The following is a 21,449-nucleotide window of genomic DNA, read 5'->3' as shown; positions in this document are numbered from 1 at the left end:
TCGACCAGGCACAGGCTCGACACGTACGACGCTCCCACGCGATCACGCAGCCGCGCAGTCGAAGGTCAATCCCTCAGGCAAAGCCGAGGATCGTACCCACGCACTGCGCGCACCGGGTTTCGTTCCGTCCGCCAGAGAGTTCCGCTGCCTCAGCCCAGCCATTCCTTGAGCTTCATCAGCTGGCACGGCCCTGACTGTACGGATCAAGGACTCGTCGTCGGTGAGTGCCACCACGCACCTCTTTACGCACCTCAATCAGCGAGAGAGGATGGTGAACGATGAGAATCGATGTGCACGACCCTAGCCCCGAATCCCTTGCCAGTAAGAGATTTCGGTCATCTTCGACAAACGGTGATCATTCTCAGGTGGAATTCAGCGGGTTCGGGGTTCGAGTCCCTGGCGGCGCACCAAAAGCCCAGGTCACGAAGGTGGCCTGGGTTTCTTCATGTCCGCAGGACACCTCTTATTCGACGCTTTCAACTGCGCGTCTCCCTCGCCGACCGGATGTGCTGACCCCGTCTGATCGTGACTGTGCGTCACATCACATGCATGCGCGACGCTCCCGACCTCGCCAATCCTCCGCAACGGCACACGTTGAACAGACAACGCTCACGCCGGTTGGAGGCAAGACATGCCGAGGACACCGCTGCCCATCGGAACCTGGGGAGAGATCTCCACCAGAACTCTGAAGACCACCAAGACCAAGAAGAAAGGCAAGCCCGTCAAGCACCTGGCACACGCCAGGTTCCGCGATCACGACGGCAAGGTCCGCGCCGTCACAGCCACCGGCACAACCAAGACCGCCGCACGAGCCGCCCTACTCGCCAAGCTGCAGAACCGCGCTAAGACCAACTACTCCGGCGACCTCAGCACGAACCACAAGATCAACCACCTCCTGGACCTGTGGGAGCGAAGGTTCGAAGGACTGGTCGCTGACGGGACACGCTCACCCACCTCGCTGGACACCTATCGGCGCGCCATCACCAACCATGTCCGTCCCGCCATCGGCGAACTCCATATCGGCGAAGCCACCACCCAACGCCTCGACAACGTCCTCACCGATATCAAGCACCACGCCGGCGCGCCCACCGCCAGAACCTGCCGTGCCGTCATCTCCGGCGCGATGAAACTCGCCGTCCGCTACGGCGCCATCACCGTCAACCCCGCCCGCGAAGTCGACACCATCGAAACCAAGCCCAAACACCCACCCGAGCACTCACGGCCGAAGAAGTCACCCTCCTGAACAGAACCCTGGCCGCCGACCAACACGCCGTCGACGCAGATCTACCTGACCTCGTCACGTTCATGCTCGCCGCCGGCGTCCGCATCGGCGAAGCACTCGCCGTCCTCTGGAACCAAATCAACCTCGAAACCGGCGCCATCGAAATCACCCACACCATCGCCCGCCCACCCGGCGAAGGCCTCATCCGCAAGACCACCAAGTCCCGAGCCGGTGAACGCACCCTCAGCCTCCCCAGCTGGGCCCTCGCCACACTCCGCGGCCGCCACACCGCCGATACCCGTCCCGACGCGCCCGTCTTCCCCGACACGACCGGCGGCTACCGCGATCCCTCCAATACACGCCGCTCCCTCCGCACAGCACTCTTCCCCAGTCGGCAGCACCGCCCGACGCGAACTCGGCCAAACCCTCCAAGCCCTCCGCCGCCAGACCCACCTCAGCCGCAAACAAGTCGCACACACCCTGGGATGGCCCCAAACCAGAGTCGAACTCATCGAATCCGGCCGCATCAAGCCCAACCATCGACTCATCTCCACCCTCACCAGGGCCTACGGCATCGACCTCGACCGCAGCCCCGACCTGCTCGCCCAGCTCAACGACGCCACCCAACCCGCCGAATCCGACAAACTCGCCTGGATCCGCTCCCACGCCCTGCGCAAGACCACGGCCACGGCCCTCGACAACGCCGGCCAAGCCGCCCGCCAAATCGCCGACCAACTAGGCCAAGCCAAAGTCTCCATCACCCAAGACACCTACCTCCACCGCCAACCCGCCAACCCCACCGCCGTCCAAGCCCTCGAACACGCCTTCGACGACCCCAACCTCGCCTGACGACCAAGACAGCACGAACTCCACCATCCAAGGCAGCGAGGATCTCGCCGAGACCCGCATCAGGATCAAGATCCGGATCTACGGCGAGCAATGGCAGCGATCCTGGCGGTCCAGATGGCGAAGACGTGCTCATCACCTTGCTGCATGCTTCTTGCCAGCTTGTGGCGCAGCAGATCCCGGACGCCCCTCACTGTGCTGCCGCGCTATTTCGACGCCGAGGGAGCTGTCGATCAACTTCGCATCCAAGTGACGGATCGCTGTCAGGAGAACCTCCAGCGCTTTGTCGACCTTGTCAGGATCGCCCGCGGTTCTCATAGCGAGCTCGTTCCAGGCGGTCAGCAACGGCGCCCACCACTCCTTCGCATGGCTGAGTTCACCTGCGACCGCGTGGCATCTGTCGATCAGGGCACGGTCGATGGGCGTGTCAGGGTTTCGGTCCAGATGATCGATGAGCAGGAGCTCCGGATCGGTGTAGAGGGCTGACCGGAGATAGCGGAGGCGCGCGATCCGCGCACGGTCTTCGCGATGCCGAGCGGCTGTCTCGACGGCCTCCGGGTCGGCGTCGAGCTCGATTTGGACGACGAGCCGTCGATAGAAGCCCTGTGCACAGTCAGAAGGGCGACCGAGTTCCGCGTTGAGCGCATCTTGTGCAGCCGGTACGTCGTCAACGCTCCAGCTGCGGGAGAGGTCCCGTGCCGCCTCGAGGACCTCATGCCGGACCAACGCCTGACGGTCATCGTGATGCAACCGCCCCGGGCGGAAGCTCCCACTGAACCGGGCCTCGAAGTCGACGCCGTCCAACGCCGACGGCAGACGCTGCGGATCTGGCCAGGTGAGAGTGACCGAAGTGAGGCGGGTCCAAAGGGTCATCGGGCCGCGTGTGCTCCCGTCGTCATGCCCAGATCGCCGAACGTGAGGCCGTTGGTGAGATCGCTAAGGGGGTCCCGTGTCCCGAACCGGCTCGTGTCACGGAACTGCCGCGCCAGGTCGAGCAGCGCGAGAACGGCGCCTTGCTCGGCTGCGGCCGTTCGGAGACCGACAACAACTCGCGCATACAACTCGTCATCGCCGGTCACGGCGTCGAGCAGGCCGACGATCGCGCCATACGTGGCCGGGTCATTCAGGGCCTCTCCGAGCACTGCGTGAACCTCGACCCCCTCCGCGTCGTCGGAAAGCAGCCACGGGACGCCATCGACTGTCGCGCGCAGCACCGCGCGGAGCGCGAGGTTGCTCGACGGCCGCGCCGGAGCCTCGCTGAACCAGCCGCTGACCCTGGCGAGGAACCGGTCGCGTAGGGCTGGATCGTCGACGGCTGATTCGAACGCACTCAGAACGACTGTGGTCGCGTCTTGGGATTGTGCGGCGTCGGCGACGCGCCGCAGACGGCGCAGGGCAATGTCGAAGCACGTGCCATCGAGGAGCAGCCGTCGCGAGACATCGGCGACGACAACCTGGTACTTCTCGCTCGGTGCCCAGTCGTAGAGAACACGTTCACATCGTCGCCGCATGTGGGCGTCAGTCGTCGCGTCGTAAAGGACATCGGCAAGCAAACCAGTGTTCTTGCCGGTGAGTTCTTTGAGGTCGTTGGTCAGGAAATCCACGTCCTGACGACGGCGGATGAGCTCGGATAGCCTTTGGTGGACCGCCTGCGCTGCGGTTGGGTCCTTGCCCGCCAGACCGACGAGCCACGTAGCGATCGGCCGACGAGTGTCAGGGTAGTAATCCCACACGTAGCGAACGGCTGCATCACCGAAACCCGGTTGCTTCAGCGCGACAGTATCCCCTTGAGGGTTGGCTGCTCCGATCCGGCGCAGACGCCCACGCAGCCCTGCGCCGCCGAACGCCTCGAACGGAACGATCTCGGTCCTGGGCTCAGCGTCGGTCTTCGCCGACGGCCTGCGCTGCAGGTGCCCCATCAATTCCTTGCTGGCATCGTCGAGTTCAGGGAGTTGAACAGCGCCGATGCAAGCGAGTGCGATCAACATGCATCGGTCTTCAGTCGACAGCGGAGCCATCTTGACCGGGTCATTCCCATCTGCTTCCACGACGGCGCTGCCGGGCTCCGCAAAAAGCTGATCAAGATCGTCGAGATGACTGTCGAGCATCTCGGCGATGTGGTCGATGCGCTGCGTCTCGTCGCGCGCATCGCGGGACAGCCGCTCCCACTCGTGCAGGATTCGTTCGACGGCGTCTGCTGCCCGTACGGCGGTCATACCCTTCAGGTGCCTCGCGACCTTCTCGCTCGTCACGACTGCTTCCAGATCGCCGCCGTGCAGTTTGACGTGGCGCGCGACGAGTTCCTCCGAGTCCGGGGCGTTATCGAGCCGAACAAAGCAGACTCCCGGTATGGACGTCGGGTGCCCGCGCCAGAGCTCGGACCGTACCGTGAGTACCAACGCGGCCCGCAGGCTGCGGTAGCTGGTGGCGAGTTGCTCCAATCGGTCCACGAAGGGCTTGGGCGGCCGATCGTGGACCGGATCACGCAAGTCGAGGATGTGTGCGTGCCAGGGTTTCGGGCGCAGGGAGGAGACGGTGGGGCTCTCCCAGTCGCCGGGATCGAAGGTGGCGAGCCGGCAACGATCCGGGGTCGTCTGCGCCAGGAGTTGTTCGGCGAATGTCGTCGCGCCGACCCCCGGCGCGGCCAGGACGACCAGAATGTCACTTCGGCGGATAGCCGCGGTCGCATCGGCCCAGGGGGCTTTCCAGCTCTCCGGTAGAAAGAACCTCTTGTCGTCGAGCCTCTGTCGACGGCCGACGGGAGACTCGGCGAGGCGATCGGCGCTGCGCAGTGCGCGAGCCTCGTCAGGCTCGATCGCGATGGCAGTCAGACCGTTCAGAAGCGGGCTCGAGTGCCTCAGTTCGGATTATCCAGACACGGCCGGAGGAGAAGACCTCATTGGTGTTGTAGCGGGCTCGAAGTACGCCGATCACGGCACCGTCCTCAAGCCTTAGGACCGGAGAGCCTCTCATCCCCGGTTCGACGCCAGTGGAAACAGCTCGGACGGCTTTGGCACCGCCTTCCGACTGCGAGATACCCTCCCAGCGACCGGTGGTCGGGAGTACGCGGAAGGCCTGCCGACCCTCGCTCTCGGGGAGAGTTGCGTACCCCATGAGACGGAACTCGCTGTGTGGTGCTTGGCCATCCGAGTAGGCCATCAATGGTGCGCTCGCCTGCAGTGGGTGGTCGGTTCTCAACACCGCGAGGTCGTTGAACTTGTCGACCGCGATCACCCTGGCAGCCGCTCTTGGCACGGAGAATTGGTTGTCTAGTGGCTCGAAGTACACGTGCGCGCCGATGACTGGGGCGGTCACATCTCGGACGACATGGTGCGCGGTGACCAGGACGCCGTCGTCGATCTGGAAACACGTGCCGACCGCCTTGCCATCCGAGTCGACGATGCGTCCGTGAAACCGCACCGGATCAAGGTCGGTCATGGTGCTTTCCGCGTTTCCCACGTCAGTCGTCGTGCCGGTCACTGCGCGGCCTCGTCGCCACGACCAGGACCAGCGGCCAGAGCGTCGTCGTAGACGATCTTGACGCTCAGCGAGGCTTCGGTACTCGCGCTCGCGATGACGACATCGCCGGTCGCAGCGAACTTGAGCCCGAACTGCACCTCGAGCTGATCCGGCCGTCGGCCGTTCGTCGCGACACGCTCGGCGATCTCCACAGCGGTCAGCGCGAACTGTTCGATCACCGCCTGCGCGCGTGTGAACATCTGATGGACATGCTCGGTCGCCTTCCGCCCGGACGTCAGCTCGGTCCCCGGAACGGCAACGGTCTCGACCAAGACCGGGACGCCCCCAAGCTCTGTCGACAGCAGTGATCCGGCCATCCATCCCCCTCGTGGTTGTTCGGCGCGACTACGTGGTGAAGCGTAGTTACGATCAGCAACCGCTGCATCACGAACGGCGTGCCATGTGGTCTGACACGCTGTCCGCACAAACCAAGCCCCATCGAGCACCTCAACCACGCCGCTCTCGGTGATGGGACCCAGAGAGCGCTCGGTGGACCTGACCCACGTGTCGAACTCTCGGACCGTCAGGTCGACGTCTTTCGACACGTCCATCAGCAGACCGACCAACCGGACTACCCGCCCTTCACGCACCTGAATCAGCGAGCATCGATCGACAGTGCGAAGTCCTGGTGCTCCAGAAGACGCTCGACGTAAGCCGAGTCCCGTCCTCGAGAAGGTGCAGGACACCCGCTCGTAGGGACTCGACGTCCCGACCGGTCTGCCGTGCCAACCGCTGCACTGGTGTGTAACGAGGCGTTCGCCTGACCGTGCGCGTCAAACCGATCGATCACTGTCTGCGCCTCCGGATCGGGCAGGCGTCTCACCGCCAGGCAACGCATTCGCGGTCCAGGAAGTATCATTCGAGGCGTTCTCGGATATATCGCCGCCCACACAACAAGGAGCTCACCGGTGCACCGTCGTCTGCCGCTCACGGTGGCACAGAAACGGCAACTGTCCTTGATGCTCGAGAACGGCAGAGGATACGGCTGGCTCTCCACAACCGTCGAGACAGATCACGAATTCTCGGCGATCGAGCTTTCCCGACGACTCGCGCGCTTCGTCGAGTCCCACGAAGCCCTGCGATCACGAACGGTCGAGCTCGGCGACGAATTCCGACAGGTCATCGAGCCCGTCGACGCCGACCATCCTGTGGATTCTGCACATATCGTTGATTGCGCCGGTGCCTCGGATCCCATCGCGCATGTCGAGAATGCCGCCCGTTCGCTGCCTTTGGATACCAACCATGGCAGTTACAGGTTGATCATCGGCCGTCTACGCAGACGCACGATTGTGAAACTGTTGATTCATCATCTCTTCGCGGACGCCGTTGCGCTGTCCACGCTCACGTCTGATCTGCGCTCGATGCTTACGCCCGGAGAGGTCCACATCAGCAGGCCATCTGCTCAACTGAGCGACCTCCCGACTCCGCTTCTCAAGACGATTGAGACCCCGAGCCTTCGGCGGTGGACACGGACGCTCGGTCAGGCCCCTAGTGGCTCTCCATTCGAATTCTTGCCAGCTTATGAGAGTTTGCCACATCACGGCGTGGAGATGGAACTCACTCCAGATTCGACGGGATCCCTGAAGGCACAGAGCAGGCGCAGCCGGATTTCATTGGCTGGGCTCATCAACGCCGCCATCGCAATCCTGCTGCGAAGCTACGACCCAACCTCCTCTCCGGTTATTCAAACCGTCCTATCGAATCGGTTCACCCGGAAGGAGTCAACCGTTGTCGCGAACCTGACGAATTCTTCGTACGTGGTAACGCCACCTCATGACGGAGTGGCCGACCTGATCAACGGGACCTGGACGGGACACCTGGCGGCAATTCGCAGCGGTTGGTTCGATCGACTCGAACTCGACGACGCGTTGCGATACACGTCAGACAACCGGTACACCGCGGATATTTCGGCGATATCGAATATCCGAACCGTCTCCACCGAACAGGTGAAGCCCTCGGCGTCGCATCCAGGCAAGGGACCCGATCACCTCTGGAGCCTGCCTGACCTCATACCGCCTGTCGACCCCTGCCGATCGAGGAACACGCACCTTCATGTGTTCGCGGGCATCGGACCGAGCACCGTCCACTTGAGGGTGTACACCAGCGACGCGCTCACGCGGTGTCGCTCGCCGTGGCAGGTGGCGAACGATCTGTCGCGCTGTCTCGAGGCGATGGCGGACGAACGACAACAGTTGTCGGATGTTCAAGTCGAGCGGTTGCGCTAGTTATAGGGCACAAGACCTTGGTGGCAGGTGACCCGTACGACGTTTCATGGCTCGTTTCGGCGCGGCTGCGCAGGCGTTCCTCCAAGCCGGCATCCCCACCATCGAACTCGTGATTAGCGACGACCACACGAGCTACAAAGGGGAAGGGCGTTGAGCCGTCGATGCCGTCCCTACGTCAACCATCCCAATCCAACTAGATGTGTCCGCAAGGACCACAGTTCCACTCACCGCACCGCGGCAGCCATCTGCGACTGCCAGCAGTGGAGCAACTTGCAGAGCGCGCGACACGATTGGATCGCGTCTGTAAAAGGCCAGCCGCGTTTTCTCGCCGTGCGGCGTGTGTCACATTCGGGGTTGCCGTCGCCTGTCCGCCCAGGCCATCGCATGTATTACGGCATCGTCGAGGCTGAGTATCGGTTCCCATTCCAGGAGCTCCTTCGCCCGGGTGCCATCGGCGGACGCACCCGTGCTGTCCCCGAGCCGCCGAGTCCCTTCGAGGACCTTCAGCTGTGCGCCCGTGACTCTACCTACCGCATCGACGAGCTCTCGAACCGTAACGCCCGTCCCGGTCCCAATATTGATTACGTGGAACGGTACGTCTTGCCGCACGATCGAATCGAAGCGCTGGATAGCAGAGACATGAGCCTCCGCAAGGTCCCACACATGGACGTAGTCACGGATCGCCGAACCGTCGCGCGTTGGCCAATCGGTGCCAGCAATCGTAAAGGCGGAACCCTTTTCTGATGCGCACTTGATCAGGAGGCCGAGCGCGTGAGGCGGATCGGGATGCTGAACTCCGCTACGAAGCAGCGGATCCGCCCCTATCGGATTGAAGTAGCGTAACGCGATGGCTCGCAAGATGTTTGCATTAGCAGAGTCCTCCAGCACCCGTTCGAAAACCGCCTTTGTGACGGCGTACGGACTCGATGGACGAATGGCCGAACCCTCGTCGACGACGCCGCGATTTGTCGACGCATAGACAGAGGCCGAGGAGGAGAACACTAGGCGACTCACGCCGTTACGGGTGAGATGACGTAGGAAGGCGAGGCTTTTCGAAACATTCGTTTCGTAATAGTCGAGCGGGTTTTCGACGGACTCCGGCACGATGACTTTCGCAGCGCAGTGCACCACCACGCCAACGTCCGGATGGTGTTGCATTATTTGATCGATCAGATCTCCATCGGCGATATCGCCCATGTAGAAGGGGTGACCTTCGGCGAATGATGGATCGCCTGTGGAACAATCGTCGAGGATCACAGTCGAGATGCCCCGATCACGACACGCATTAGCGATGGTGCTACCAATGAATCCGGCGCCCCCACTGATCAGCACCTTCACGAGTAAATTCCCCCATTCGACGGAAAGCCTGCTGATGGATGTCGGGACGCCAATCTTATGCCTGGCTAAACTTGCTGCGCGCGACACTTTCGAAGAAGTCCAACGAGGAACGGGCTGCCTTTGCCCAGGTGTGGCGAGCGGCACGGCTTCGTCCTGCCGAGGCGATCGAATCGATCAGATCGGGGGTGGCCAGAGCCTTCTCCAGCACTCGAGCGAGGTCGCCGGAGTCCTCAGAGCTGAACATGAGACCGTCGACGCCGTCGCACATCTGCTCGGCGTGCCCAGGGATGTCCGAGGCTACCAACGCGGCACCGCTAACACGCGCTTCCCCGATGACCATCCCATAGGCCTCGACATAGCTCGGCGCTACGACAACGGTCGCAATGCTGTAAAGCCCAGCGAGCTCCTGCTGCGTCACCTTGCCCAGGAAGTGAACGCGCTGCTGGATGCCCAGCCGCTGCGCTAGATCGACGAGAGCTTGTTCGTGCGGTCCGGAGCCGACGAATGTGATGCAGGTGTCGTCGCGCTCGACGAGGGTCAAAGCCTCAATGACTGTGTCCCCGCCCTTACGCGGCGAGAGTCGTCCAGGCACCAGGAGCCGCTGATCGTGCGAGCACCAGTGCCATTCCGGCGTATCGGGGCCGGCGAAGATGCCCTGGTTGACCGCCGGCGGACAGATGATATGCCGGGCCGGCACGTCGTCACCGTACAGGGTCCGAGCCCGGTCGAGCATCTGTTCGGCGACGCAGATGACCCCATCGGCGGAGCGAAAGATCCAGTCCTCGAGGTCGTTGAGATTGCCCAGCATGTAGTCCTCGATCGGTCCGGATGTACCGGTCGTGGTTCCGTCCGGGCCCGTCGGTCCCGTGTGCTTCGTGAGGATGAAGGCGGTCTTCGGGTTGGCGCACCTGACGGCCAGCGGAGCTATCGCTGAGTACACGTCATGGAAGTTAACGACGTCGTAGTGGCTTGCGATACGCGCCAGGGTCGCCGTCAAAGCGATGTTGTCAGTTAGAACTGACACACCGTCCCATCCGGGCGCTGGTGATGTCGGATATTTGAGAGCAGATGAGTCGGCATGGATCCTGTCTACGCCAGGCCGCGTGCTCAGCACGTCGACGTGTACACCGAGGGCTCGAAGTTCGCGGGTGATTTCAGCCGCATAGAAGCCCGCACCTCCGAATGCGTTCGGCGGATAATCGGTGGCAACTGTCAGAACGCGCATGTTTAGCCTCTATCCTGGAACGGCTTCGCGACGGCCTCGATCTCGTCGATCAGTTTCCTGGTGGACGTCGGGGATGGTTTGAGGACATCAGGGTTGGTCCGCATGGAATGGCGAGCGTTGCTGATCTGCTGCACGAAGGCGGCGAGCTCCCCGGGTGTCGGGCTCCGCGTCTCCTTGAGTCCCATACCGATCCGTAGCGTTTCAACGGTCCTGGAGCAGAGGTGCTGGTCGTATGTCGCAAGGGGGATCGTCATGATCGGGACCTCTGCCGCGACGCACTCACTGATCAGGTTGAACCCAGCCGTCGATATGACCGAGTCCGAGTCGGCGAGGACTTTGGGGAAGAACTCGCGGTCAATTTCCTCGAAAACCACGTTCAGCGGCGCTTCACATCGTCTGCCGAGTGAATCAAAAATCGTAAATCTGCGATTTGGCATAGTCGCGAGACTCGCGACGAGATCAGGAAGGTGCACAAATGAATCCGAGCCATAATTGGACAAGTACACCAGTGTGTGCTCCGGCCTCGTTTCTTGATCATCGTTTTGGATCTCGGACCGCACCATCGGAGGACGCAGTTCAACGCGAAACCGATGGTCCGGCGCCGCATTCACGCGGAAATAGCTCAATGCGATACGCTTCGTCGCCTTCGGGAAGAACAAACCGAGGCGAGCCCGCTCTTCCTTTCTACTGAGCTCACCTATAGGAGAAGTTTCGAACCCGAGGAGCTTGCTCTGTTGATCGAGTGTAATGAGCGGCGTCCTTGTCGCGTATGCAACCCGCGCAGTGACAGGTTCATAGTCGCTGATGCACAGGTCGAAGGGTTCGCTTTGCCGGAAGCGTCGAATCAGGCTCAAATCGCGCAAGATCCCGGGAATCGCCCGCCAACCACTCCTGCGCACGGTCTCCATAAATCGCAAACCGTCGGGGCCGCAAGCGACCCACGGCACATACACAGGCAAAACCAAAGAGTCCGGGAACCTCGCTTTCAGTGTCTCAACACCGGGGCCGTACGTCAGGAAAGAAAGCGTGTGACCTCGTTCGAGCAGCAGTTCGGCGATCACGGACTGTCGTGTAATATGCCCTTGGCCGATCCCACAGACACCAATCAGTATCTTCACGTCTGATCTCCTCGAAAGGTCACTATGGTGCTCTCGCGACTGCGTAATGCATTCGACTCGTCTGCGTTGCCAGGTATCGCGATTCTGGCGGTGTTTTTCGCCCAGCAGTCCATCGCCTCACTCTTGGTTCCGCTCGGGCGAGCTTCGCAACTCTCGGACCAGGCCCTCGGCGGAATCATGTCCATGTCATCGGTGTGTTTCGTCGTGGGCAGCGTGCTCTGGGGGTTCCTCGCAGGGACGATGAGGGCCGACCGCCTGCTCACGCTGGGCTTCAGCGGCGCGGCGATCGGGCTCGTCATATTCGCAGCTGCGCTCAACCTCACGCGCAACGGGCTACTGGCGAGCGACAGCGCATTCTGGATGGCCCTCGTCGGCCGCAGCATCATCTTCGGGATGGCTGCGTCGGTGGTTCCGATCGTTTCGCAATCCTTCGCGTTGACGCTGGACAGCCCACGGACTCGACAGTTGGCGGTGTCGAACATCGGACTTGCATACTCCTTGTCCGGCATATGTGGTCCGGCGGTCGGGGCAGCGCTCTTCGTTGTGACCCCACTGGCGCCTCTCTGGGCGGCCCCTGCGCTGATTGTCTTCGTCGGGTCCTTGGTGGTCGTCGTCTTCCGCAAGCACGAGCGTTCACGGCCCATCATCCGCTCGGCCAGCGGACCGCGCAGGTCGGAGGGCAGATCTGCAATCGGTCTGCGGGCGGGAACGCGCCTGCTGGCAGGCGTACTCCTGTCGTGCGGATCCAGCTGCGTGATCATCCTTTTTCCGTTCCTCCTGCAAGACAAGTTCCGCTTGACGTCCGCGGAGTCCGGACCGGTCATTGGCATCTCCCTGACCTGCGCAGCGCTGGCAGGTCTGGCAGGACAGATCCTGATCACTCGTCGCTGGAAGTGGCCCCCTGCTGCGCTTGTGCTCTTGGGCTCCGTCGTCCAGCTCGCCGGCGCAATGCTCCTGGTGCTCAGTCCGAGTGTCGTCGTTACATGTGGCGGTGTGGTTCTGAACGCTTTCGGCTCCGCGATGTCAGTTCCCGCCTACACATTGTGGATCGGCTCTGTCGTTCAGGCGCAGGCACAAGCCCGGCTCGCCGGGTACATGGAGGCGACCAACTCGCTTGCTCCTGCGTTGGTACCGCTGGTCGGGGTCGCCGCCTACCACTGGTCTCCGAGTGCACCGTTCCTGGCCGCCGCAATCTCCTTCACGTGCGTTACTGCGTGGTCGATGACTACGGTTGCGCCTCGCCGGGCGCCTCACCGCGGATGATCGCGTTCGCCGCCTGCGTCGCCCGGAGTTGGACAGGAAAGTACCCGGCGGTCTCGCTCGAGTGGAGAATCGCAGCAAGGTCCTTCGGCAGACACTTGCCGCCGAAGCCGGGATCATCGCGGAACACTGCGGTGTGCATCGGGTTGATCCTGGGGTCGCAGAGCCATGCCTCGCGGACCGCGTGCCAATCCGCGCCGAATGCCCCGCAGATATGGGCGAACTCATAGCAAAAAGTGACCTTTGTGGCGAAGAATGTATTCTCGGCATACTTGGCGAGTTCCGCCTCGAGAGCAGAACACTGATGGTATCGAACGGTCGGCCCCATGACCGGGATTAGAATGTCGATCAGTCTGCTGCGGAGCGTCGCCTCTCCACCGATGATGGCGAACGGTTCGTCAGCGATCTCAGTCGGGAAATACGGATTGGCATATTTGCTCTCACCGATATATTCTGGCCAGAACACAATTCTTGCGCCATATTTTTCACTCAGAGCGTCGACCGTTCCCGGAGGAACTGTGGATTTAAGTACGAACAGATCGGCTTGCATCGAGCCAAGGGTTTTCTCGATTGCCGTGATGTCAGCCTCACCAGTCTCGGACTGCGGCGTCGGCAGACAAAGGAAGACAGCGTCAAATTCTTTGGATCGTGCATATGGAGCAGGTGTTTCATCGAGTATATCCCACGATTCGACATCGTAGCGGCGCGACAGAAATCGCTCAATCGAGCTTCCAACATATCCACGACCGATGACAATGAACTTCGCCATATTAGATAGTTCTCCTCAGCGGGCACTTCGAATCGAATAGCGATCTACGAGGCGTGAAGATGTGGCATCTTCGTTCGGGATTAATCTGGTCAACGCGCCTGACTCTGGTCGCAGAGACAGCAACCGCCGACGGCTTCACCGCAGGTCGCCAGGTAACCATCTCTGATATCCCAGATGACGCGGCCGGTCTGCGCCCAGGTCTCCTAGTTGCTCGGCACCTAAGCTCACGCATGGTGGAGCGCACATCATCGTCTCGGCGCCGGCAGCGTAGCGACGAACCTCGGCCGTGCTGAACGTGTCCCATACACGGAAACGTCGGACGACGAACCGCCCAGTAGGCGCCGGGACACTAGTCGACAAAGGAACCGCCCGAGCCATCGGCGCGACCAATTGGGCATATACACACGCGCGCAGCTGCAACTCGGAATGATGCAGGAAGAAGCACGACTAGGGGCATACGGAAGCGACCTATGGTCGCAGGGCATGGGAACTCCAAGACTTGGGGCGGAATCCGGCAGCCCCTCTGGGACACCGGCGAGTCAAAAAGGATTTTATCGTTCGACTGGCAAGCTTGACAGGCTTTCCCGCACATTTGCAGCTTCCTGCAACGACACGCCTCTCGGACTCCACAGTTCAGTTCGGTGTGCTATCCCGGTGCTTTCACGGGTTCGATGATGAGGCTGCGTTGGTGAACTGAAAGGTGCTCCTGACCAGCGACGATGCGGTTTGTCTAGGCCCATGTCGTCGCGAATCGAGGAGCACCTTCGCGGTGAAGACTATCGGGTTGTAATCCGTATGTCGGGGTTGATGCGCCCGGTTCGGGGTGGTGTCGCAAGCAGGCGGACTGTTGCTTGCCGGCACGACTGGCGCCAGCGGCCTCGACGTGAAGTTGTCGCAGGTACTGGCGCCGTGGCGCAAGCCCCGCCACCGGCGCCGATGCCTTGCGCGCCGCCGGGCTCCACAGGGGACCTGCGGACCCGACGCGATCCTCGCTAACCGGCCCGTCGAACAGCCTCCAATCTAGTGATGTTGACGATCCCGACACCGTCGTCACTCCCCGCCGGCGGCAACGCTCAGGTCCGGTGAGCCGCGATCGATGTCATCCGCCGCCCGGCACCGTCGTACGTCGGCCGCTACCTGCACCGGGATTTCCCAACCCGGCAAGGTCCTGTTCTACGCACCGACCACCCACCTCATGGGTGTGGTCGACTGGGCAGGTCCCTGCTTGGTCCAACCGACCTAGACGTCGCGCACTGCGCCACCAACCTCGCCGTACTTCCACGGCGCTGCCCGAGACCTCGAATTCGTCACCGCCACCGGCGCGGCCGCCGGCACCCTGGCGGCAGACCCGGCCGAGCGCCGGTACTGGCTCGTACACGACCTCCTCGCCTGCTCCGAAGACATAGTCGTCGTCTCCCAGGCGTGGCGCACAGCAGGCAGACCTGACCGAACCACCCAAGCCGCCGAACACCTACCTCACGACTCTCCACAACACCTTCTGACCACAGATGCCACTCCGCCTTCCGGCACCCAAGTCATGGGCGCGGACACTTCTGGAGCATGGCGGCGACAGCACTGAGCGGCTGAGGGCCTAGCAAGTCCTCCGGGAGAATTCCGGAATAGCCCTCGAGGGCGAGCCGACCGATGATCGCTGGAACGACGGCTGCTCTGCCGTTGGCCAGAACATATGACCTCGCCATGTTCTTCACCATCCCGGGATTAAACGTTTCCAGGACGGCGAGCAGCGCCATCTCCTCCCTGGTCGACGGATCCAGGTGCAACGGATCTTTCCCATCTCCCTCGGTGGCGACCGGGAGAACTTTCCAGCCTTGCTCGTCGTTGGGAACCGGCGCCTGCGTGCAGACGACAAAACGGTGCGGGACCATGATGTTCGGATGGGTCGCCAAGCTACCCAGCAGACGCCGCCTGAGGAAATTCGGCTCGATCTCCGGATCGGATGATGCGAGATACGCGATGAGCGTCTGTTCATCGCCGGCACCGTCCGAGAAGACCGAGGCGGTGATCACAGCGGGGATTGCGCACAGCAGGTCGGTCAATTCGCTGACGTTGATCCAACAATGATCGACACAGGTCCAATGGGCGGTGCGCTGCCGACGCTCGAGGCCGAGCTTCTCGCCCAGGTGAGAGATGTTGGCCTGCCGGATCGCGGAATCCTCGGCCCAGAGGGAGATCAACGTGACCATCGCTGTCAGAATCCGTTCCATTTCGTCTCGTGAGAGCACCGAGTCATGCGCCAGCAGGAAGAGGCCCTTGGGGTCGTTCGGCACGACCCTGAGATACAGGTCTGTGTCGTAGTCTTCCCAGTCCACATCCTCTTCCCAAGTCAACTGCAGGCTGCTGGCATCCGTGACCGCCGTGCGCTGCAGCTCATCGCGGTACGTTGCCTCTTGCGGCTGCGTGAAGTTGTAATACACTCCGACCCGCAAGGCAACACCGCGCTCATCTGCAGCTCTGACGGCCAACTCCTTGGCATTCCAGAATGAATGATGGGCATTTCCGTAGCTGGTCAGTGATTGCGCACGCAGTCTTTTTGCAGCCTGCAGGACAGTCATCTCTGGCAAGATGTCGGCAACCATTATTCCGCACTGAAAGAAGCAGCCGACAGAAGGCTGTACCTCAGGATCGAAACGGTTCGCAGATGCGACGTAGAGTGAACACCTTCGGTGTCCGGTGATGATCGAAAGGACAGCAACATAAGCAGTGAGAAAGATCGTGGAACTGGACAGTCGATGCCGCGCCGCGATCATCTCTGCTGCCGCCACGAGCTCGACCGTGCTGAGCGTTGCAGCAGTGAATGACGTACCTCCTTCACGACCGGGAGACCCCGATTCTCCCTTTCGGTAGTTCGTGAACATCATGTTGGGCATCTGCTCGAAGCACCGGCGCCAGTACGCGAGTACCCGCTCGTGCCGACCGACTTCGCTCGCCGTCTTCTCGTACGCTGCCTGCGAGATCGGCTCTCGGCCGATCACCTCCGGCAGCCCCTGGGGGTCCTTCAGGAGAGCCAGGAATTCGTCCCGCAGTATCGCGGTGGAGATCCCGTCGAGGGTCAGATGATTGAAGACGAGCACCATCGACACCGGGACCTCGCCTCGCAGCAGCACCCCTGCTCGGATCGGCCAGTCCACTGCCGGGTCGATGGGCCGACGGCTGAGCTCGTCGGTCAACTCCCGCAGTCCGCCGCCGGTCGTGTCCTGCCACGTCAGGATCGGCACATCGAACGCCGGGTGGACGCACTGCATCGGCAGACCCAGGAGGCTGACGGGGTACTTCGTTCGCAGTGCGACGCGCCGTTCTACCAACTGGTTCAGCGCGACTGCGACGTCCGCGACGGTGACGCCTTCCGGAACCGTCCAGGCCCAGTCGAGCAGGACGCCGTTATGCTCCGGAACCGCGTAGTAGAAGTTCCAGTAGAACTCCTGGCTATACATCAAGTCGGCGCGAACAACTTCACCAACTGCGGGGAAAGGGACGGCGGATCGGACCGCGTCCACACAGCGTGACCACACCGTGAAGTCATCGTTGGTCAACGTTCGGCAGCTTCCTACTGCTTCTGATCCAGGATGAACGCACCCAGACTAAGATTCGAGGCGGGCTGCCGAGCACCCTCCGCGACCCGGGCGAGCTGGATGTCGCGCCAGCACCGCTCAAGCGGATTGCCTGACACGAGAACCGATCCCCCGAGCAGCTCGACCAGTCGGGAAACACATGAGTACGTCAGCGACGCCACCGAGCCCAACAGGGCCGCGTGACTCGGGCGGGAGGCTTCCCGCTGCTCCGTCCGCGTCGAGGCGGCCAGCTCCAGCCCTTCGACCCGATGATAGAAAATGCTCCGCGCCTGCAGGAATTCCGCCGCCGACTGCCCCATGCCCAGATCGCCGGCCAGGCGCTTCGCGGGATCGGTCGACGCGCGCTTGCGCACCAATTGCTCGCGGGCGTACGCGAGGGCGCAACCAGCGATGCCGAGGAAGACCGCACCTTGTAGCAGGATGGATTGCCACGCGCCGTAGTAGCGGCACGACGGAGGCCGATTCGTCGGATCGCCGAGGTCGGAGAACCAATACACCTGCCGCCACGGAACCTGCACCTTCGTCAACCGGACGACACCGGTGAGTGAGCCACGCATGGAGTGCAGGTGGGCGGCCGGCTCGCACGAGATGCCTGCCTGCCGGGCGTCGATCATCATGGTGCAGCCCTTAACCGTGCCCGCTATGGGGACCTGGGCCGTGCAGGTCAGCCAGGTCGCCAGCGGAGCTCCGGAGCAGTACTGAAGAACGCCGTCCAGCTCGATCCCATCCGCCGTTTCGCTCATCGCGAGGCCTGACCTGCTGTGTGAACCGGCGAAGAGGGCACCGGTCTTCCGCACGTCCTCGAAGTACGGCTCGCAACTGCCGTGGGTGGCGGTCGGAAGCAGGAGATGCAGCCCCTGCTGAATGGTGAAAAGCCAACCGAGCGATCCGTTCTTGGTGCCCAGCATTTCGAGGAAGCGCGCCGCGTAACTGAGCGAGGCATCGCGTCCGCCGTATTTCGCCGGAACCGTGTCCATCAGGAAGCCCTCCCCAACCAGGCACCGCAGCGCCCCGGTAGCCCCGTCGTCGTCATCGGGCCAATCGGTCAGGACGTCCCGCGCTGCCGCCAGCCGCGCAGCCTCGGCGTCCTCCAGGATCGGAATCGCGTGCTCGTAACCCTGGGTCCAGCTCATCTCGTCCAAGTCCAGCATGGAGATCAGCGCCTTTCGTCGGTCTCAGGTCCTGCGGAAGGGTTGCGCACCAGATACGGACCGAGGCACAGCACGTCCGCGCTACTGCGCACAAAGGTGCGGACGGCGTCCGCCGGTGAACACACGATGGGCTCGCGTTCGTCGTTGAACGACGTGTTGATCACCGCGGGAAGCCCAGTACGCCGCTGGAAATGGTCGATCATCGACCAATACGCAGGCTGCAGCACAGGATCCACCGTATGCGGCCGCGCGCTCCCGTCGACGTGCACCACGCCCGGTATCCGATCTCGCCAGCCGGCCGCAATCCGGTCGGCCACGATCATGAACGGCGCCTCACCGCCGCGATCCAGCAGCATCTGCGCGTCCTGCTGCCGAAGGCTCGGAGCCAAGGGTCTCCATCGGGCTCGCCGTTTGATGTCGTTGACCCTGTCCCTGGTCGCGCGCGCCCCCGGTGAGGCCACGATGCTGCGCTGACCCAGCGCCCGCGGGCCGGCCTCCATCCGCCCGTCGAACCAGCAGACGACCTCGTTGCGACTCAGATGCTCTCCGGCCGCCTCCGAGATGTCGTCCGGCGTCTGGTAGCTCAGGCCAGCGTCCGACAGCGCTGTGGTACAACTGTCCGGACTGAACGACGGCCCCAGCGAGACCGAGGTCATCCGCTCGCCGGCCGGAGAGAACCCACAGATCGCACTGACATGCAACGCGGCACCAATCGGTACCCCGTCGTCCCCGGCCGCCGGCTGCACGAAGAAACCTTCGAGGTCCGGGATGGCGGCGAGACGTCCGTTGGCCGAGCAGTTCAGTGCTACGCCACCGGCCGTCGCCAGCCGCCGGCTACCGGAAAGCCGCATCGCGAGTTCCGCCAGGTGGACCAGCGCCTCCTCCAGAGCGGACTGCCCTGACGCAGCGATGTCCAGGTCATGCTGCGACCAGTCCGCGAGAACAGTGGGCCGGCCACGTTCGCGCGCCGCGCGAGGTTCACCGAACCGCTCGGAGAACCGCCGTATCCAGCTGTCGATCACCGTTCGGTAGGTGGTGTGCACGGGATCCCACCGCTTCACGCCGGCGTCGAGCCGGAGCCGGTAGCCGGCGGGGTCCAGCTCGATCTCGGGGAACTCGAGTACAGGCCGGCCGTAGGGGGCCAGACCCATCAGTTTGCCCTCTCCGAAACTGCCGAGCCCCAGAAAGCGTGTCAGGCAGGCGTAGAACTGCCCCAGCGAGTCCACCGTCGAGAACTGCCGTAGTACCGACAGCTTCCCGGCTGCACCGTAGGCCAGAGTGGTGGAAACCCTGTCCCCTTCTCCATCGACGACGAGGATCGCCGTCTCGTCGAAACCGGAGCACCAGTACGCGCTCGCGGCGTGCGCCAGGTGGTGCGACACCTGGAAGAGCGGCATCGTACCGTCACGAGCCCCCGCAGCCGCAGCGAACTCGCGAAGGTTCGCCGGCCAGCGCGCCCAGGCGGTGCCGAGGTCGCGCTCGCTGAAACTGATGTCCTCGCGATACCCCGGCGGCGCCACCGAGCCGAACTCTTCCTCCACCCAGGGGGTGGCGATGGCGTCGATGTCCGCCCACGTCAGTCCCCGCGACTCCAGGCACCAGCGGACAGCGTTGAGCGGCTGCTGGCCGCGCGCGTGCTTGTCCCGCAGAAATCTCTCTTCTTCGGCGAAAGCCACCAGGCGGCCGTCCTCGACAAGGCACACGGACGCGTCGTGGTGCCCGATGGCGTTGATGCCCAGAACTCTCATGTAGTCACCCCGGTTGTGCGATGTGCCTCGATCGTGCCCACGGTCGTTGCCTGAAGCATGCTCAGCGCGGCACGGACGCCGGCTCGAGCAGCTCGCGATGGTGCTGCGCCACCTTCCAGAAGGCGGCGGCGATCTCGCCGATCAGGACGGACTGATCGCCGCGGGCGTTGGCACCGAGGAAGACGCTGATGTCGGTGCGGGCACACCGGTCCTCCGTCACCGGGCAGTCGCCGGCGGCGTACCGGACGTCGCGAGATCCCAGCTTCCAGGGATAGTCCGGCGCGAGATACCTGCGTTCCTGCATCTCCCGCCGAAGATGCAGCGGAGTTCGCACGTAGCCGATGCGGACCGGCACCCCCTCGGCCATCAGCGCCTCCACGTACCGGTCGCGGGAAAGGCCGGACAGCTCATCGGGAACGAACGTCGGGCAGTACAGGTGATAGACATGTCGACCGGATTCGGATTCGACCGGCGCACGGATACCGCGACAGTCGTGCAAGGCGCGGCTCAGCGCTCGCAGATTCGCGATTCGCTCATCGTTCCACCGGCGCAGTTTCGGTAACTGTTCGGCACAGATCGACGCTGCGACCGGGTGCATCCGATAGGTCGGGAGGAAGCCGTCCGGTAGTTCGTAACCGACCGGGAGGTCGACACGGTGGCGCTGTGGATGCTGCGACATCGCGACGGCCCGATTCCTGACTTCCTCCGACGAGGTCAGGAGGAAGCCGCCCTCACCGCCGACGATCTGCTTACCACTGCCGATGGAGAAACATCCCACCGTGCCGATCGTCCCGACATAACGATCGCGGTGCATCGCCCCGGTCGCCTGCGCACAGTCTTCGATCACGGGCAGACCATGAGCCTCCGCGAGTGCCATCAGGCTCGTCATGTCAGCCGGCTGACCGTACAGATGCACGACCACGATTGCCTTGGTCGCGGGACTGAGGCACTTCGCCACCGTTTCGGCGCTCAGCGTGTAGATCTCGGGGTCGATGTCGGCGAAAACGGGGATGGCACCTTGCTGCAGGACACAGGACACCGACTGTGGCCAGGTGTACGCCGGCACGATGACCTCGTCACCCGGACAGACACCGACCGCGACCAGCGCGGTGTGCAGGGCGGCCCAGCCCGAGTTGGTGGAGACAGCGAAGGGTACGTCGAAGTAACCGGCGACGGCGCGCTCGAAGTCCACGACGGGACCGTTGCCGAAGATCGAGGTCAGGTACGCGGGATCCCTCTTCGCGCGGTCGAGGTGGGCACCGAGCGCCGCGATCTCGTCCTCGCCCAGCACGGGCCACTCCCGTAGAGGTGTGCGGACAACGGGTTCGCCGCCAAACAACGCCAGCGGATGCGTCTGCTGTGAACTCATCTCATGCAATCCGTTCCACGCGTCGAAAGATGTCGATCGATGCGACGGATATCGCGACAGACCTCGCGG

General features: G+C 63.0%; 16 protein-coding genes. 4 read left to right on the top strand and 12 right to left on the bottom strand.

What is annotated here, in order from left to right; genetic code table 11:
* Positions 1-631: 631 nt before the first annotated feature.
* Together E0H92_RS27125 and E0H92_RS45785 are read left to right on the top strand one after the other, a co-directional pair.
* Complete coding sequence (locus tag E0H92_RS27125) at positions 632-1,243, top strand: phage integrase central domain-containing protein (RefSeq protein ID WP_131498151.1); 612 nt, start codon at positions 632-634, stop codon at positions 1,241-1,243.
* 210 nt (positions 1,244-1,453) lie between these two features.
* Entirely contained in the window at positions 1,454-2,071 is a 618-nt protein-coding gene (locus E0H92_RS45785) for a helix-turn-helix domain-containing protein (RefSeq protein ID WP_165550034.1), read from the top strand.
* A 132-nt stretch (positions 2,072-2,203) separates the two neighbouring features.
* On the opposite strand, the gene E0H92_RS27115 is transcribed toward E0H92_RS45785, so the two are convergent.
* The 4 genes from E0H92_RS27115 to E0H92_RS44285 all read right to left on the bottom strand — a co-directional run bounded on the left by E0H92_RS27115 (position 2,204) and on the right by E0H92_RS44285 (position 5,904).
* Positions 2,204-2,872, bottom strand: coding sequence for a hypothetical protein (locus tag E0H92_RS27115; RefSeq protein ID WP_131498150.1), 669 nt, complete (start codon positions 2,870-2,872; stop codon positions 2,204-2,206).
* A gap of 65 nt (positions 2,873-2,937) precedes the next feature.
* Complete coding sequence (locus tag E0H92_RS27110) at positions 2,938-4,557, bottom strand: hypothetical protein (protein ID WP_131498149.1); 1,620 nt, start codon at positions 4,555-4,557, stop codon at positions 2,938-2,940.
* Between the two features lie 316 nt (positions 4,558-4,873).
* Positions 4,874-5,506 carry a S1 family peptidase gene (locus E0H92_RS44290; RefSeq protein WP_165550032.1) on the bottom strand — a complete coding sequence of 211 codons (633 nt, stop codon included), beginning with the start codon at positions 5,504-5,506 and terminating at the stop codon, positions 4,874-4,876.
* 38 nt (positions 5,507-5,544) lie between these two features.
* Positions 5,545-5,904 carry a CU044_2847 family protein gene (locus E0H92_RS44285; protein WP_165550030.1) on the bottom strand — a complete coding sequence of 120 codons (360 nt, stop codon included), beginning with the start codon at positions 5,902-5,904 and terminating at the stop codon, positions 5,545-5,547.
* A gap of 591 nt (positions 5,905-6,495) precedes the next feature.
* Here E0H92_RS44285 and E0H92_RS27100 point away from each other — a divergent pair.
* Positions 6,496-7,812: a condensation domain-containing protein gene (locus tag E0H92_RS27100; protein WP_131498147.1), complete on the top strand. Its 1,317-nt coding sequence runs from the start codon at positions 6,496-6,498 to the stop codon at positions 7,810-7,812.
* Between the two features lie 342 nt (positions 7,813-8,154).
* On the opposite strand, the gene galE is transcribed toward E0H92_RS27100, so the two are convergent.
* From galE to E0H92_RS27085, 3 genes are read right to left on the bottom strand one after another with little or no spacing between them, the layout of a single operon-like run.
* A complete protein-coding gene (galE, locus tag E0H92_RS27095; RefSeq protein WP_131498146.1) occupies positions 8,155-9,150 on the bottom strand; it encodes a UDP-glucose 4-epimerase GalE in 996 nt (331 codons plus the stop codon).
* Between the two features lie 55 nt (positions 9,151-9,205).
* On the bottom strand, positions 9,206-10,375 hold the full coding sequence (locus E0H92_RS27090; RefSeq protein WP_131498145.1) for a glycosyltransferase family 4 protein: 1,170 nt from the start codon (positions 10,373-10,375) through the stop codon (positions 9,206-9,208).
* Positions 10,376-10,377: 2 nt separating this feature from the next.
* Positions 10,378-11,493: a glycosyltransferase family protein gene (locus E0H92_RS27085; RefSeq protein ID WP_165550028.1), complete on the bottom strand. Its 1,116-nt coding sequence runs from the start codon at positions 11,491-11,493 to the stop codon at positions 10,378-10,380.
* 27 nt (positions 11,494-11,520) lie between these two features.
* On the opposite strand from E0H92_RS27085, the gene E0H92_RS27080 reads away from it, so the two are divergent.
* The gene (locus E0H92_RS27080; protein WP_165550027.1) at positions 11,521-12,756 is read left to right on the top strand and encodes an MFS transporter; all 1,236 of its coding nucleotides are present in this window, start codon (positions 11,521-11,523) and stop codon (positions 12,754-12,756) included.
* Here the strand turns inward: E0H92_RS27080 and E0H92_RS27075 are convergent.
* The 5 genes from E0H92_RS27075 to E0H92_RS27050 form a co-directional block, all read right to left on the bottom strand.
* A complete protein-coding gene (locus E0H92_RS27075; RefSeq protein WP_131498142.1) occupies positions 12,719-13,522 on the bottom strand; it encodes a Rossmann-fold NAD(P)-binding domain-containing protein in 804 nt (267 codons plus the stop codon). The genes E0H92_RS27080 and E0H92_RS27075 overlap by 38 nt on opposite strands.
* A 1,535-nt stretch (positions 13,523-15,057) precedes the next feature.
* Entirely contained in the window at positions 15,058-17,073 is a 2,016-nt protein-coding gene (locus E0H92_RS27065) for a condensation domain-containing protein (protein ID WP_131498141.1), read from the bottom strand.
* Positions 17,074-17,087: 14 nt separating this feature from the next.
* A complete protein-coding gene (locus E0H92_RS27060) occupies positions 17,088-18,263 on the bottom strand; it encodes an acyl-CoA dehydrogenase family protein (RefSeq protein WP_131498140.1) in 1,176 nt (391 codons plus the stop codon).
* A gap of 5 nt (positions 18,264-18,268) precedes the next feature.
* Positions 18,269-20,011 (bottom strand): carbamoyltransferase family protein, encoded by a 1,743-nt coding sequence (locus tag E0H92_RS27055; RefSeq protein WP_131498139.1) that lies wholly within the window; start codon positions 20,009-20,011, stop codon positions 18,269-18,271.
* A gap of 61 nt (positions 20,012-20,072) precedes the next feature.
* Entirely contained in the window at positions 20,073-21,380 is a 1,308-nt protein-coding gene (locus E0H92_RS27050; protein ID WP_131498138.1) for a DegT/DnrJ/EryC1/StrS family aminotransferase, read from the bottom strand.
* Positions 21,381-21,449: the final 69 nt, after the last annotated feature.

Source organism: Kribbella speibonae (assembly GCF_004331375.1).
In the GTDB taxonomy this organism is placed as follows: Bacteria; Actinomycetota; Actinomycetes; order Propionibacteriales; family Kribbellaceae; genus Kribbella; species Kribbella sindirgiensis.
Note: the sequence above shows the minus strand (reverse complement) of the source record. Positions and strands in the feature narration are given on the sequence as shown.

Bases quoted from the DNA above. Each gene is read 5' to 3' on its own strand.
- E0H92_RS27050 (WP_131498138.1), bottom strand. From the start codon at position 21,380: ATGAGTTCACAGCAGACGCATCCGCTGGCGTTGTTTGGCGGCGAACCC.
- E0H92_RS27125 (WP_131498151.1), top strand. From the start codon at position 632: ATGCCGAGGACACCGCTGCCCATCGGAACCTGGGGAGAGATCTCCACC.
- E0H92_RS27075 (WP_131498142.1), bottom strand. From the start codon at position 13,522: ATGGCGAAGTTCATTGTCATCGGTCGTGGATATGTTGGAAGCTCGATT.
- E0H92_RS27055 (WP_131498139.1), bottom strand. From the start codon at position 20,011: ATGAGAGTTCTGGGCATCAACGCCATCGGGCACCACGACGCGTCCGTG.
- E0H92_RS44290 (WP_165550032.1), bottom strand. From the start codon at position 5,506: ATGACCGACCTTGATCCGGTGCGGTTTCACGGACGCATCGTCGACTCG.
- E0H92_RS44285 (WP_165550030.1), bottom strand. From the start codon at position 5,904: ATGGCCGGATCACTGCTGTCGACAGAGCTTGGGGGCGTCCCGGTCTTG.
- E0H92_RS27090 (WP_131498145.1), bottom strand. From the start codon at position 10,375: ATGCGCGTTCTGACAGTTGCCACCGATTATCCGCCGAACGCATTCGGA.
- E0H92_RS27060 (WP_131498140.1), bottom strand. From the start codon at position 18,263: ATGCTGGACTTGGACGAGATGAGCTGGACCCAGGGTTACGAGCACGCG.